Raw genomic sequence first — 12,760 nt, forward strand, 5'->3', positions numbered from 1 at the left:
CGGCAGATGCGGTTCTTCTGCGGCAGCTGTTGTGCGTTGGTTCGCCGTTCCCAGGCGTCATGGCGACCGGTGTTCGCAGCGATGTTCCGGCGATCGGCACGTTCGTCGCCTCGCTGCCAACGGACTCAACCTTGATCCGCCCCTCGCCGGAGGATCTGAACCTCGAACCACGGGACACTTCTTGTCAGCTCCGCCCGTCCCCACTGGGAGCAGGACAGCCCCGGGGGCGCGCCGTGGACCGACTGAGCGAAGATCCACCGCTGCCCGGCTTCTGCCGCCGAACTCTCAGTTGGCGCCACCAAGGCTGCGGATCGGGCCGGGATGCAGCACCTCATCGACCGGGGTCACCGCCGGATCGGCATGATCGACTGCGAGTGCGTGAGCGCCCCGATGGTCCGGCGCCGCACCTTCCTCGAAGTCGTCGGCGAACATGCGCTGCCCGTCGGCGAGGGCTGGGTTGTTCATGGGTGAACAGTCCCCGGCCGGGGGCGCCGCCGCGTTCGAGGCGCTGTACGCCGCGCGCCCGGACCTCACCGCCGTGGTCGCCTTCCACGACCTGGTCGCGATCGGCGCGCTCCGGGCCGCCCGCCGGCTCGGCGTCCAAGTACCGGACGACTGCGCGCCGGTCGGCTACGACGGGCTGAGCGTCGTCGAGCTGGTCGGCCCGCCACTGACCACCCTCCACCTCGACAAGCGACGGCTGGGCGAACTGGCCATCCATCAAGTCGACCAACTGACCCGCGGCTCGCAGTGCCTCCGACCACTGCGGGAGCACGGGCATCGGCAATCCCTGGTCTCGCTGGTCGGAGGCACTCTCTTTGCATCGGGGGCGAGGTCGACGATCAACCCGCATGAAGCCCGAGGTCAGTTGTAGACGTTGAATTCCGCGACTGACCACCAGCTACGCGCAACGTTGCCGGTGTTGACGACCTTGATGTAGCGAGCTGTCTGCGCCGGGAAGGAAATTAGGTGGACTCGTTGGCCGTCTGTTACGGAAGAGACCTTGGTCCAGTCGGTTCCATCCGCGGATACGTATACGTCTGCGCTTCGCGCATAGTCGCTGACACTGCCGCCGACATCCAGCACAATCTTGTCGAAAGTCTGCGCTTGCCCCATGTCCACTTGGATCCAGAGACCCTCGTACTGCCCTGTTCCGGAGCTGTACCGAGTGTCAGCATTGCCATCCAGCATGTTTCCGGGCGCATCCGACTGACTTGCGTCCGAAGCCTTTGCGGTCCAACCCGTCCGCGGCAGCGCGGGACCCGGATCCATGACGTCGAACGAAGATCGACCCGCATCCACTCCGCTGATTCCCTTCACGGAGACCGTAACCTTCTCCGACGGAAGTCCCTTCGGAACGTACGCGCTGATGCTCGTGTCCGACCAGCTGTCTATTTCGGCGTAGCCTGATCCGAAATAGACCGTACCCAGCCCCTGCGCGTCCCCGAAACCCGAACCGCGAATCGTGAACTTGGAGCGCGGCATGCCTTGGTCCGGCGTCAAACTGCTGAAGACCGGTGTCGGGAAGCTCGACAGCTTCTTGGTGGTGAACATCGCCGAGGTCCCGCTTGGCAGCGTATAGGTGTACGAGCCGTCGGTGGACATCTTGAAACTCTTGCTGTCGGCGGTCCCGTTGAATACTACGGTGACCTGTGACCCTTCCTTGCTGGTCCAAGTCTTCAACTGGAGCCCGTTTGATACCGCTGTAGGAGCTGTGATCGAACCGGATCCACGCGAATCCCCGCACACCTCGATGTCGCCGATGGCCCACCAGAAACCGGATGCCGCGGTACTGACGACGCGAATGTACCGCGCCGTCCGGGTGGGCAACGTGACGGCCACCTTTCCTATGCCTCCGCTGCCGCTTGCGATCGCGCTGCCCCAGTCGACACCGTCGTCCGAGACGTATATCTGGTACTTGGTGACGTAGTCGAACGAGTTGTTCACGCCGGTATCGAGGACGATCTTGTTGAAGCTCGTGGGGCTTCCCAGATCGATCTGGAACCAGTCGCCGCTCGTCGTCCCGTGCCCGAGACTCCATCTGGTGTTGATGTCGCCGTCGATCGCGTTCGCGGCCACACCCCAATCCGGCTGCGCCGAAGCCGTGGCGGTCCACTTGCTACGACTCAGCGCCCTTCCCGTCGTCTGGATGGAAGCACCGATCGGAAGGGAGTACGTGAGCAGCTTGTTTTCGGTGTGGATGGAATTCTGGTAGGGCAGGAGTGCCGGATCGTACGTGACAGTGACCGGACCGGATGGCGACCTGAACATGAAGTCATGCGTCGGGTCCGAGACCTTGGTCGCTGCAGGGGTGCGGCCGCTCTGCGCAGGCCCGGAGTACGTGAAGGTGACGGCGTCGCCGGCGTTCAGGGTGTAGTCGAACGATTGCGTCCCGTCGGCAACGCTGAAGGTTTTCGCGGCGCTTCCCGAGTTGTACGCGATCAGGACCTTCGATCCGTCCGCATTCTGGAACGCGACGTTCTCTATACTTCCTTCCCCGAAGGTGTTCGAGTAGATCCGACGCGCTCCAGGCTTGACGAACTTGCTGGCGTGAGCGAGGGCGTAGTAGTCCACGTTGTAGGACACCCGCCCGTCGGCCGGATCGATCGTGAGCAGGCCCCGGCACATGGGTATACCGCCGGTGTCGCTGTTGAGCGGACCCAGATCGGGGTCGAGTGCGATGTTCCACAGCATCACCCCGTTCGCCCAGTTGCGCACGCCCTTGATGATCCATGTACCGAGTGCCTCACTGAACGCTGTCTGCTTGCTGTCCTGCCAGACACCTCCAGTGGCTTCCGTGATGTAGGTTTCTTTGCTCGGGTAGTCGTTGTGGACCAGAGTCTGGGAAGTCGGGTTGCCGCTGTAGATGTGCCATCCTGTTCCCGCGGTGTACTCGGAGGCAGCGGGATCGCTGAAAATCCTCTCGGGATACGAGGGAACATCCCAGTTGTGGTCCCAAGCCAGGATCTTGGTGGAGATCTTGTTGGCCTCGAACCCCTTGCCGATCTCCTGAATCAACTCGGATTCCTGGTAAGCGGACAGGAACATGCCGGGCCAGGAGGGAGTGCCCATGGGTTCGTTTTGCGGCGAGATGTAGGAGATGGGCACGCCGGCTTCGCCGTAGGCTTGGATGAACTTGACGAAGTAGTTGGCCAGCGCGGACGTGTACTCACTCTTGAGAGTGCCTCCTATCATGGAGTCGGAGGTCTTCATCCAGCCTGGTGGGCTCCATGGATTGGCCATGACCTTGATGGACGGGTTGAGCGAGAGAGCCTGCCGCAATGCCGGAATGATGTACGGCTCGTCATGCTGGATGGAGAAGTTGGACAGCTTCGGATCCGTCTGCCCCGCCGGCATGTCGTTGTAGGAGTAATTCCCGGACGCGTTGAAATCCGTGGCGCCCATCGGAGAGCGGAGCAGGCTGAGGCCGATTCCCTTCGAGGGGTCAAACAGCTTCTGCATCAGCTTGGTCCGCTCAACAGTGGACAGCTTGTTGATAAGCCAGGCGGAGGAGTCGGTCATAGCCGCCCCGAAACCCTGGACCTTTTGATACTTGACGCTGTCGTCGATCTTGATCGTCAGCGGATTGGCCGTTTTCTCTGTCTTGAACAGCACATCGCTTTGGCCGGCAACCCACTTGTTGGCCGATACGTCCGTCAGCCAAACTTGCACGGAGTTGCGAGGTGCGGCTTTCTTCGGCTGCGGGGCGGCGATGGCGTTCCCGGAAACCTGGGTCCAGGCGGCGGCGACACCAACGGCGGTGGCCAGGAACTGGCGTCGTCCGAGACCGTACGAGCTCATGGAAGATCCTCCTTAGGACCAGCTGTTCAGCACTTTGAAAGGCGGGGGGAGTGCCGTGGGTTGGAGTGGTCTCTACAGCGATATCGGCGCCGGCTCTGCGGCGCCGGTGCTCGGCTCCTTGATCACGAGCGGGTGCAGCTCCCACGTGTCGATCGCGTAACCGAGGCGCGTACCCGGTGCGGCGGTGCGGGCCTGCAGTCGCCACGGGCCCTGTCCCGTCGGGTAGGAGCGCAGCGTGAGGACCTGGCCGGTGGTGGTCAGGAAGATTTCGGCGATGGAGTGGTCGACGACCACGCGCAGGTCGACGGGCCGGTCGGCTGGGCAGGGCATCCGGTAGGAGCCTCCGCGGGCCCGGGGGTCCAGTGAGGCGTGGGTGCGGTCGACGACCAGTTCGCCCGTGCCGGCATCGAGGCGGATGTCGAGGTACTCGGAACCGTCGGGGGTGGTGAGCAGCCGCAGACCGGCGTCCCCGGTCGGCTCCAGACGGGCCGTCAGGTCGAACGCGTGGCCCACGCTACCGAGGTCCACCGGCTGCGTGCCGTGCGTCTCGCCCGCGGAGTGGATGATGTGCCTGCCGCGCAGGGCGAGCAGTTCGGTGGCGGGCTGCTGACGCAGCGTGCCGTCGCCGTCGACATGGATCTCGCGGGGCAGGGTGAGGACGCCGGCCCATCCGTCCGCGACCGCCCAGGCTTCGTCGCGGGCTTCCCATGACCAGCCCCACAGCAGCCATCGGTTGCCCGGTGCGCGCAGGAGGGCGGGTGCGTAGTAGTCGGGGCCGTGGTCGAGGGGTACTGCCGGGCCGGCCTTGAAGTGGCCGTCGTGCTCTTCACCGATCAGAGCTGCGACGCTCTGCGGGCCAGTGCGTTCGGTCCATGTGCTGACGATGAGGGCGGCGCCGCGTCCGTCGGCTGCCGGAAGGTATTGGGGGCATTCCCAGCCCTCGCCCGTAAGTGACTCGGTGCCGCCGATGGACTCCGGACGGCGGGCCGCGAAGGGCCCTCGGTATGTCCAGGTCTCCAGGTCGGGTGAGTCGTACAGGAGGGCGGCGGCGCGGCCGTCCGCGAGGGCGGCGCCGACCAGCATCCGCCAGCCGCCGCCGTCCTGCCAGACGTACGGGTCGCGGTACATGGCGCAGCCCTCGGGCAGCTCGGGGATGAGCAGTTCGCCCCGCGGGCGGAGGCTTCTGCCGCCGTCGTGGGAGACGGCACAGGTGACCGGCTGGTGCTGGAACGAGCGGTCCTCGCGGTGCGCGGAGTAGAAGGCGACGAGACGGTCGCCGTCGGAGACGGCGTTGCCGGAGAAGCAGCCGTCGGCGTCCACGCCATCGCGGGTCGGGGCGAGGGCGATCGGCAGTGGCTCCCAGGTCTGCAGGTCGGGGCTGCGGAAGTGGCCCCAGTGCAGGTTCGCGTGGGTCGCTCCGTACGGGTTGTACTGGTAGCACACGTGGTAGTAACCGTCGTGGAAGACCAGCCCGTTGGGGTCGTTGATCCAGTTGCGGGGCGGGCGCAGGTGCGCCACGGGGCGGTGCGGATCGCGGGGTGCGGTGGACACACGCGTGCCTTTCGGTATTCCAGATGGGGCCCGCCCCGCCGGCCCTCGGTTCGGCGGGGCGGCAGGCCGGCGGGGCGGGGTCTTCGAGCCTGTATGCGGGCTTCAGGTCCGGATACAGGCTTCAGGTCCGGATACGGCCTTCAGGTCCGGATGCGGAATTCTGCGCTCAGTTGCTGCTCCCGTCGTGAGCTGGGGCCGACGCGGAGTGCGAACTCACCTGGTTCGACCACTCGGCGGTTGTCGGCCGTGACGAGTGAGCACTGCGCGGCAGGGATGCCGATGCGGACGTCCAGACTTTCGCCGGGAGGGATTTCGACCTGGGTGAAACCCTTCAGCTCCTGCTCGGCCCAGGTGACGCTGGTGGTCAGGTCGCTGATGTATGCCTGGACCGTTTCCAGGGCCGGGCGGCTGCCGCTGTTGGTGAGTCGTACCGTGGCGTCGACGGTGCCGTCGGCGGTGACGTCCGGGTCGTGCACGACCAGGTCGGAGTAGGTGACGGTGGTGTAGGTGAGGCCCTCGCCGAACGCGAACAGGGGGTCCTGGGTGAGATCCGCGTAGCGGTTCCCGTGCTGGCCTCGCACCTGGTTGTAGAAGACCGGTTGCTGTCCGACGTGGCGGGCGAAGGAGACCGGGAGCCGGCCGCTGGGCTCGATGAGTCCGAGGAGGAGTTCGGCGACGGCGCGGCCACCGCGCATGCCCGGGTTGAACGCCTCGATGAGTGCTGCCGCGTTCAGTGCCGAGGCGGGGAGGGTGCTCGGCTTGGACTGGGCCAGTACGACGATCATCGGTGTGCCTGTGCCGGCCACCGCGTCCAGCAGAGCGATCTGGCCGCCTTGGAGGTCGAGTGTGGCTGTGGAGCGCACCTCGCCGGTGAGGTCGATGGTGTCCCCCACGACCACGACGGCGTAGTCGGCGGCCTCCGCGGCCGCGGTGGCCTCCCGAAGTTGTGCCTGGTCGACCGGGGCGGGGGTGAAGACGGTCGGCTGTGGCTGGCCGTCGGGTCCGAGGGACCACTCGGAGGTGGAGGCGGGGCTTGCGATGTCGGCTCCGCGGGAGTGCGTGATGGTCCAGTCGGCGGGTGCGACGGCGCGAAGGCCGTCGAGCACCGTCTCCACCGACTCGCGGGGATGTCCTTCGGGCATCCAGGGGACCTGGCCGGTGGCGCCCGCCCAGTCGCCGAGCATGGCTTCCGTGCTGTCGGCGTTGGGGCCGATGACCGCGATCGTCCGCGGGGTGCCCTGGCTCGCGGCGCGGCCGGTTCCGTCCGCCGTCAACCCGCCATCGAGGGGCAGGATGCCCTCGTTGCGCAGCAGCACCAGGGAACGACGGGCGGTCTCGAGGTTGAGGTCGGCGTGTGCGCGGCAACCGATCACCTGCGCCTGCCGCTCGGGGTCGGGAGTGCGGGGGTCCTCGAAGAGCCCGAGCTCGAACTTCAGCCGCAGGACCCGCCGTACCGCGTCATCGATCTGTTTCTCTTCGATCAGGCCGCGGGCGACCGCCTCCTGGGCGCCCTCGAAGAACGCGGGTGTGGCCATGATGAGGTCGTTGCCGGCGTTGACGGCGACCGCCGCCGCCTCGGCGTGGTCGGCGCAGGTCCGCTGGTCGTAGACCATCCGGCCGACGTTGTCCCAGTCGGTCACCAGCGTGCCGGTGAAGCCCCACTCGCCCTTGAGCACATCGTTGATCAGCCACTCGTTCGCGGTGATGGGCACCCCGTCGATCGACTGGTACCCGAGCATGAAGGCGCGGCAGCCGGCCCGAGCCGCCTGCTCGAACGGGGGCAGGAACCACGAGCGCAGCTTGCGCGGGCTGAGATCGGCTTCGCTCGCGTCGCGCCCGCCGAGGGTCTCGGAGTAGCCCGCGAAGTGCTTCGCGTACGCCAGCACGGCGGTCGGGTCGCCGAGGCCCTCACCCTGATAGCCGCGCACCATCGCCGCCCCGAGTTCACCGATCAGGAACGGGTCCTCGCCGAACGTCTCGTTGATCCGGCCCCAGCGCAGGTCCCGGGTGATGCACAGCACCGGGGAGAACGTCCCGTGGATTCCGGTCGCCGCGATTTCGATCGCGGCTGCACGGGCGACCCGCCGGAGCAGAGAGGGGTCCCAGGTGCAGGCCATGGCCAGCTGGGTCGGGAAGATGGTCGCGCCCGGCCAGAACGAGTGGCCGTGGATGCCGTCGTCGGCTGTCAGCAGCGGAATGCCGAGCCGTGTCCGCCGGGCCAGTTCCATGGCCTCGGGCATCAGCGCGGGTGACACGTGCAGGACCGATCCGGCGAGCTTGGCCGACACGATGTCCGCCAGGTCACCGTGTTGGGCGTCGAGCATCAGCAACTGCCCGACCTTTTCCGGAAGGGTCATCCGTGACAGCAAGTCCTCGATCCTTGCTTCCACGGATGCTTCCGGATCCAGGTACGCGGCAGGGCGGACCGGCTGTCCCACTTTGGTCTCCAAGGAATGAGTCGACACAGGTCAGAGAGTTGATTGGCGACGGCGAGCGCTTCGTCGCAAGGACGCTTTCGCCTGCCGCGGAGGGGCTCGCCCGCCGGCTGCCCGCCGCATCGGGCGGGACCGGTGCGGCACAGGGCGGCGGGGTGGGAGCCGGGGTGTCACCTCAGGCCGGTGGTGGGTCACTTCAGGCCGGTGGTGGCGATGCCGGCCACGAACTGGCGCTGGAAGATCAAGAAGACGATCATCACCGGCAGCAGGACGACGACGGCTCCGGCGAGCAAGATGCCGAAGCGGGTGAAGGACTGTCCGCTGCTGGCCAGGGCGAGGCCGACAGGGAGGGTGTACTGGCTCTCGTTCTGGGCCACGACCAGCGGCCACAGGAAGTTGTTCCAGGAGCCGAGGAAGGTGATGATCCCCAGCGTGGCGAGGGCCGGCTTGGTCAGCGGCAGGATGATCTTCGCGAAAATGGCCAGTTCGCGGCAGCCGTCGACGCGGGCGGCGTCGATCAGCTCGTCGGGCAGGGTGGAGATGAACTGCCGCATAAGGAACACTCCGAAGGGGCTGGCCAGGAACGGCAGGATCAGGCCGAGCAGGGAGCCGGTGAGCTGCATGTTGGCCACCAGCACGTACAGGGGGACGAACGTGACCAGGCCGGGGATCATGAGCGTCCCCATGACCAGCAGGAATACGGCGCGCTGTCCGCGGAACTCCAGCTTGGCCAGGGCGTATCCGAGCATCGAGCAGAAGATCAGGTTGCCCGCGGTGACGGCGAGGGCCACGATCACGGAGTTGGCGAACATGCTCGTGAAGTCGAGCGTGCTGAACAGCTCACCGTAGTTGGATGTCGTGGGCGCCGTGGGTACCAGGACGGGCGGCACTCGGCGGATGTCGGCCTCGGGTTTGAAGGAGCCGGACAGCATCCACAGGAACGGCGCGATCATCAGCAGCAGGGCGCCGGCGAGCGGAAGATACAGCCAGGGCTGGCCCCAGGTCTGGCGGATGCGGCGGCGCCTCAGCACGCGGTCCGTGCCCGGGTGCGGCGTTGGGAGTGTGGAGAGGGTGCTCATGGGTCGTCAGTCCTTGTCTCGCAGCACGCGGAACTGCAGCACGGTCAGCGCCACGATGAGGACGAAGATGACGTAGCTGGCCGCCGACGCCATCTCGTAATTGCCGTTGCCGAACTGCTTGTAGGCGTACAACGTGGCCGACAGGGTGGAGTCCAGCGGTCCTCCGTCGGTCATCACGAACGGCTCGTCGAAGAACTGCAGATAGCCGATGCCCGTGGTCACGGCGGTCAGCAGCAGGGCCGGACGCAGGAGCGGGAAGGTGACCCGCCAGAACCGCTGCCAGGCCCCGGCGCCGTCGAGTTCGGCCGCCTCCATCAGGGACTGGGGAACGGACTGCAGACCCGCCAGCATGATGATCATGACGGTGCCGAGGTTGCGCCACACCGCCATCACGATCATGACGGGCAGAGCGAAGCGGGTGTCCGCCAGCCAGGCCGGTCCGTCGATCCCGAACCAGCCCAGGACGAGGTTCACCAGGCCCGCGCGAGGTTCGAGGAGCGTCTTCCACACCACGGCGACGGCCACGATGCTGGTGATCACCGGCAGGTAGAAGCCGACCCGGAAGACGGCCCTGAAGCGCCGGATACCGCGGTCGAGGGCGACCGCCGCGGCAAGCCCGGCGGCCAGCGTCAACGGCAGGGCCACCAGGACGAACACGGCCGTGTTGCGCAGGGCCGTGAAGAACTGCTCGTCCTGGAAGAGCCGCACGTAGTTGTCGAGGCCGATGAACGACACGTTCAGGGGTGTGCGCAGGTCGGCGCTGCTGGTGTCGGTCAGGCTCATCAGCAGCGACCAGACCAACGGGAGCAGCATGAAGGTCGCGAACAGCGCGAGGAAGGGCGCGGCGAGGATCCAGGCGGCCCGGGCCTGTCTGCCGCGCGCCATGCCCCGGAGCGGGAAGTGCCGGCGTCCGGCACTCCGCTCCGGCCCCGCGGTGCTCTGCTTGTCGGTGTCGCCCCGCCCGGGGAGCGTTTTCGTGGACATGGATGTCATCCGTCCGTACGAGGGGTGCTCATGGCGGTGGCGCTCAGCGGCCGGTGCCGATGCTGGTGGCCTTGGACTGCAGCGCCTTCTGCACCTCGGCGACGGTGGCCTTGCCGAGGGCCAGCTTCTCCAGTTCGGAGTCGATGGCGTCGGCGATCTGCTGCCAGGTCGTGATGGCGGGCGGCGCCTTGCTGACCTTGAGCTGCTCGTCGAACGGCTTCATGTTCTCGTCCGCGCTCAGGTTCCCGTCCGACCACGCCTGGGGCGAAGCGGGCAGGCCGCCGGTGGCCTTGACATAGGCGGCGAGGTTGGCGGGTTCGGTCAGGAACCGGGCGAACTTCCATGCCGCGTCGGGGTTCTCGGCCTCCTTGAACACCGCCAGGTCGGTGCCCCCGGCGAACCCGGCGGGCTGCTCGGAGTACGGCACCGGCATGGTCCTCCACTTGCCGTCCAGTTCCGGGGCGTCCTTGTGGAAGCTGGCACCGGCCCACGCGGCCTGCTGATAGGTGGCGATCAGCCCGTCCCGGAAGCCCTGCACGCTGTCCGACCTGTCGGTCGGCGCCAGGCCCTCCTTCGGGACGCTCGCCCAGTACTCCAGCGCCTTGGCGACCTCGGGCGTATCGAAGGTGAACTTCTTGGTTTCGGCGTCGTAGATGTCACCGCCCTGCTGCCAGACCATCGGCACCCAGAAAACCCAGGAGTTGAAGCCCATCACCAGCCCGGCGGCATGGCGCAGCTTGGGGTTCTGCTTCCCGGCGGTGGCCTGGATGGCCTTGAGGTCCTTCAGATATCCCTCCCGGTCGCCGGCCAGGGCACCCGTGATACCGGCCTTCTCGGTGAGGTCGGTCCGGTAGTAGACCACCGTGGTGTCGGCGGTGAACGGGACGCCGTAGGAGGCGTCCTTGTACTTGGTGGTGTCCCACTGGCCGGGGTAGAAGTCCGACGACTTGATCGAGGTCGGGGTGGCCTGGAAGCCGTTCATGGCGGCCATCTCGGCCATCCAGGTACTCCCGATCATGGACATGTCCGGCGTGTTGCCGCCGGCTATCGCGGTGGTCAGCTTGTCGTGGGCGCCGTCCCACGGGACCGCGGTGATCTTGACGTCGGCGTCCGGGTTCTCCTGCTCGAACTTCTTGGTCAGGTCCTTCAGGGCGGGTTCGATGTCGCCCAGGTTCCACATGACCACCGTTCCCTTGGCCTTGCCCGCGCCGATCTCGGCGGGCGCGTCCTTGCCGGGTCCGGAATCCTCGCTCCGGCCACAGCCGGTGGCCACCAGGGCCGCCGTGACGGTGAGGCACAGGGTCTGGACGGTTCTGACACTGTGACGGGTGGTGATACGCATGATGCGGCTCCTTGCCGTTGGGCGATACAGGCGCGGGGGGTGGCGAAGGGTGAGAGCGGGCGGGCGAAGGGTGAGAGCGGGCGGGCCGCCCGGATGAGTCAGCACACGAGGCGAGGCCGTCTGCGGTGACAGCGGCGTCGGCGGTCAGTCGCGGGTCGCGCCGGGAGCGTCCGACGCGGAGTGGGCAGCGGCCGGGCTAGGTGTGCCGGACGCATCGTTCGGTGTCCCGGATCGGGAACGCACGGGCGGAAGGGTGCATGTGGGCGGTGCCGCGTGAACGCAGGCGCAGCCGCCGGGATTTGCGAGGAAGGCGAGACCGAAGAAGTTCGCCGAGACTTCAAGGAGACGGGGGCGGTGCGTCGCCGGCAACGCACCGCCCGGCTGCGAGGCGCCATCAGTTGCGCATCGCGATGACGTCACGTCAGTTCGAGCTCGACTCTCACGTCGAGCCACGGATCACGAGGCTGGTGGGAATGATGCGCGAGGGGGCGGCCTCCGGCGACCTGCGCACGTGGTCGAGCAGCAGACGGGCCGCTGCCTCACCCATTTCCCGCATCGGCTGGCGGATGGTGGTCAGTGCCGGATAGGTGTACGACGCCAGCTCGATGTCGTCGAACCCCACCACGGCGACATCCTGCGGAATCCGAAGGCCGGCCTCGTGCAAGGCCGCGAGCACGCCGGCCGCCGAGGGGTCGTTGTGCCCGAAGACCGCGTCGAACTCCACGCCGTCCGCGAGAGCTTGTGCGACCGCGCTCCGGCTGCTGTCGAAGAGGAAGTCTCCACCGATGATGCGGCGTTGATCGAGCTCGATCCCCGCCTGCGCATAGACGTCGACGAAGCCGCCCAGCCGTTCCTGAGTGCAGCCGTACTCCTCGGGACCGGTCACGACCAGAGGGCGACGGCGGCCAATGTCCAGCAGGTGGCGCGCCGCCTGCTCACCGCCCTCCCGGTTGGTGGTGGCCACGTAGGGGAATCCCGGCCGCTGGAAGCGGTCGTCGATCAGCACCACCGGCAGTCCGGCTTCGTGCAGTTCCGTGATGGCTCCCAGGGCACCTTCGGGCTCTATCACCAGCAGACCGTCGAACGACTTGGCAGCGACCTGCAGGCCCAGCCTGCGCAGTGACTCCTCACCGCGGTTCACGGTCAGCATGCGCAGTCCGAAGCCCTCGGTCTCCAGCGTTTCGACGACCGCCTGCACGATGCCGGCCCAGGCCCAGGCCATGTCAGGGACCAGCATGCCGATCATCTGGGTTGTGCCGCGTGCGAGCCCCACTGCCCCGGCGCTCGGCACATAGCCGAGCTCCGAGATCGCCTGGCGGACCTTCAAGACGGTGTTCTCGTTGATCTCACCCTTGGCGTTCAGCACCCGCGAGACCGTCGTCTTGCTGACCCCGGCCCGCGCGGCCACGTCGGCGATAGTGACTCCCATGTCACCTCCCCTCCTTCCCTGCAGAGGCGGAAGACGTCCTCCCGCACCGAGGGGCCGATCGTACAGCGACCCATGGAACCGGTACCGGAAGCGGTCCCGGAACCGGTTTCGGTACCGGTTCCGGAAGTGAAGCACCGAG

General features: G+C 67.1%; 9 protein-coding genes. 1 reads left to right on the forward strand and 8 read right to left on the reverse strand.

Translation table 11 applies throughout. The features are described 5' to 3' along the window. Positions 1-285 precede the first annotated feature (285 nt). Positions 286-465, reverse strand: a complete 180-nt coding sequence (locus ACFYO0_RS24280; RefSeq protein ID WP_388679555.1) for a hypothetical protein — start codon at positions 463-465, stop codon at positions 286-288. Here ACFYO0_RS24280 and ACFYO0_RS24285 point away from each other — a divergent pair. Then, positions 464-874, forward strand: a complete 411-nt coding sequence (locus tag ACFYO0_RS24285; protein WP_388679558.1) for a substrate-binding domain-containing protein — start codon at positions 464-466, stop codon at positions 872-874. The genes ACFYO0_RS24280 and ACFYO0_RS24285 overlap by 2 nt on opposite strands. On the opposite strand, the gene ACFYO0_RS24290 is transcribed toward ACFYO0_RS24285, so the two are convergent. The 7 genes from ACFYO0_RS24290 to ACFYO0_RS24320 all read right to left on the reverse strand — a co-directional run bounded on the left by ACFYO0_RS24290 (position 865) and on the right by ACFYO0_RS24320 (position 12,621). Beyond that, positions 865-3,801, reverse strand: coding sequence for a discoidin domain-containing protein (locus ACFYO0_RS24290; protein WP_388679561.1), 2,937 nt, complete (start codon positions 3,799-3,801; stop codon positions 865-867). The genes ACFYO0_RS24285 and ACFYO0_RS24290 overlap by 10 nt on opposite strands. Positions 3,802-3,873: 72 nt before the next feature. Then, positions 3,874-5,352, reverse strand: coding sequence for a glycoside hydrolase family 32 protein (locus ACFYO0_RS24295; RefSeq protein ID WP_388679564.1), 1,479 nt, complete (start codon positions 5,350-5,352; stop codon positions 3,874-3,876). Positions 5,353-5,492: 140 nt separating this feature from the next. Continuing rightward, positions 5,493-7,709, reverse strand: a complete 2,217-nt coding sequence (locus ACFYO0_RS24300; protein ID WP_388679567.1) for a glycoside hydrolase family 3 N-terminal domain-containing protein — start codon at positions 7,707-7,709, stop codon at positions 5,493-5,495. Between the two features lie 269 nt (positions 7,710-7,978). Beyond that, a complete protein-coding gene (locus tag ACFYO0_RS24305; RefSeq protein ID WP_388679570.1) occupies positions 7,979-8,866 on the reverse strand; it encodes a carbohydrate ABC transporter permease in 888 nt (295 codons plus the stop codon). 6 nt (positions 8,867-8,872) lie between these two features. Next, positions 8,873-9,859, reverse strand: a complete 987-nt coding sequence (locus ACFYO0_RS24310; protein ID WP_388679572.1) for a carbohydrate ABC transporter permease — start codon at positions 9,857-9,859, stop codon at positions 8,873-8,875. A gap of 34 nt (positions 9,860-9,893) precedes the next feature. After that, complete coding sequence (locus tag ACFYO0_RS24315; protein WP_388679574.1) at positions 9,894-11,192, reverse strand: extracellular solute-binding protein; 1,299 nt, start codon at positions 11,190-11,192, stop codon at positions 9,894-9,896. A gap of 439 nt (positions 11,193-11,631) precedes the next feature. Continuing rightward, entirely contained in the window at positions 11,632-12,621 is a 990-nt protein-coding gene (locus ACFYO0_RS24320) for a LacI family DNA-binding transcriptional regulator (RefSeq protein ID WP_388679577.1), read from the reverse strand. Positions 12,622-12,760: the final 139 nt, after the last annotated feature.

It is taken from the genome of Streptomyces sp. NPDC006365, from assembly GCF_042870755.1.
Classification (GTDB): Bacteria; Actinomycetota; Actinomycetes; order Streptomycetales; family Streptomycetaceae; genus Streptomyces; species Streptomyces xiangluensis.

Coding starts and splice junctions, on each gene's coding strand:
- ACFYO0_RS24285 (WP_388679558.1), top strand. CDS start 464: ATGGGTGAACAGTCCCCGGCCGGGGGCGCCGCCGCGTTCGAGGCGCTG.
- ACFYO0_RS24300 (WP_388679567.1), bottom strand. CDS start 7,709: ATGACCCTTCCGGAAAAGGTCGGGCAGTTGCTGATGCTCGACGCCCAA.
- ACFYO0_RS24280 (WP_388679555.1), bottom strand. CDS start 465: ATGAACAACCCAGCCCTCGCCGACGGGCAGCGCATGTTCGCCGACGAC.
- ACFYO0_RS24315 (WP_388679574.1), bottom strand. CDS start 11,192: ATGCGTATCACCACCCGTCACAGTGTCAGAACCGTCCAGACCCTGTGC.
- ACFYO0_RS24290 (WP_388679561.1), bottom strand. CDS start 3,801: ATGAGCTCGTACGGTCTCGGACGACGCCAGTTCCTGGCCACCGCCGTT.
- ACFYO0_RS24310 (WP_388679572.1), bottom strand. CDS start 9,859: ATGACATCCATGTCCACGAAAACGCTCCCCGGGCGGGGCGACACCGAC.
- ACFYO0_RS24305 (WP_388679570.1), bottom strand. CDS start 8,866: ATGAGCACCCTCTCCACACTCCCAACGCCGCACCCGGGCACGGACCGC.
- ACFYO0_RS24320 (WP_388679577.1), bottom strand. CDS start 12,621: ATGGGAGTCACTATCGCCGACGTGGCCGCGCGGGCCGGGGTCAGCAAG.